Raw genomic sequence first — 1,334 nt, forward strand, 5'->3', positions numbered from 1 at the left:
GCTCCAATCCACAGCTCATCCCAACCCTTTTCAGCGGATTTAGGTTCGGCCCTCCACCTCATTTTACTGAGGCTTCAGCCTGGCCATGGATAGATCACTTGGCTTCGGGTCTACCGCATGCAACTTAGCGCCCTATTCAGACTCGGTTTCCCTACGGCTCCGGGACTCCTATCCCTTAACCTTGCTACATACGGTAACTCGCAGGCTCATTCTACAAAAGGCACGCCATCACCAATTGCTTGGCTTTGACCGCTTGTAAGTCTACGGTTTCAGGTTCTCTTTCACTCCCCTCCCGGGGTTCTTTTCACCTTTCCCTCACGGTACTATGCGCTATCGGTAGCTGCCGAGTATTTAGCCTTGGAGGGTGGTCCCCCCTGCTTCCGACAGGATTCCTCGTGTCCCGTCGTACTCAGGATCATATCCCATGAAGTCTTCAGGTTTTCGCATACAGGACTTTCACCCTCTTTGGTCTGCTTTCCCAAAACAGTTCTGCTAACCTTTAGTTTTCTTACTTCACGAGCTTGCGCTCAAGATATGTCCTACAACCCCAACTATATTGCTATAATTGGTTTGGGCTCTTCCCACTTCGCTCGCCGCTACTATGGGAATCTCAGTAGATTTCTTTTCCTGCAGGTACTTAGATGGTTCACTTCCCTGCGTCTTTCTTCTATACACTATTGATTCATGTATAGATGTTTGTCATCCAGACAAACGGGTTACCCCATTCGGAGACCCGGGGATCGTGGGATATTGGCTCCTCCCCCCGGCTTTTCGCAGCTAATCACGTCCTTCTTCGCCTGGCAGCTCCTAGGCATCCTCCGTAGACCCTTTTTCGCTTGACCATATTATCTTTTTCGTTCCTACGCTATTTTCTTTTCAAAAATCTTCTTGGAGGCACGGGGACTCGAACCCCGGACATCCGGCTTGCAAAGCCGACGCTCTAGCCAACTGAGCTATGCCCCCATTCTTCTTTCGATAAGCGATTGAAAAGAGAGAGAGTTTATTTTTTTTCATCCTGAGGTCTTTCTATTTTCTTTGTTAGGTCTTTCACCTAACGGACAACGTCCTATTAATTGTAGCAGAATCTGTGAGGTTTTCTGCTTTATACCTTTCTTATTAGAAAGGAGGTGATCCAGCCGCACCTTCCGGTACGGCTACCTTGTTACGACTTCACCCCCCTCACCAGACGTACCTTCGGAACCGTCCCCCTTGCGGTTAGACTAGCGACTTCGGGTACCTCCGACTCGGATGGTGTGACGGGCGGTGTGTACAAGGCCCGGGAACGTATTCACCGCGCCATGCTGATGCGCGATTACTAGCGATTCCAACTTCAT

Annotated in this window: 1 tRNA gene and 2 rRNA genes; all 3 read right to left on the reverse strand. The window is 49.9% G+C overall.

The annotated features are described in order from the left end of the window. A 23S ribosomal RNA gene (locus FYJ80_RS11605) occupies positions 1–842 on the reverse strand; the annotation flags it as partial. Positions 843–889: 47 nt separating this feature from the next. Then, positions 890–963, reverse strand: a tRNA-Ala gene (locus FYJ80_RS11610). Positions 964–1,120: 157 nt separating this feature from the next. Continuing rightward, positions 1,121–1,334: ribosomal RNA gene (locus FYJ80_RS11615) — 16S ribosomal RNA — on the reverse strand; the annotation flags it as partial.

This window comes from Bullifex porci (assembly GCF_009695635.1).
Lineage (GTDB): Bacteria > Spirochaetota > Spirochaetia > Sphaerochaetales > Sphaerochaetaceae > Bullifex > Bullifex porci.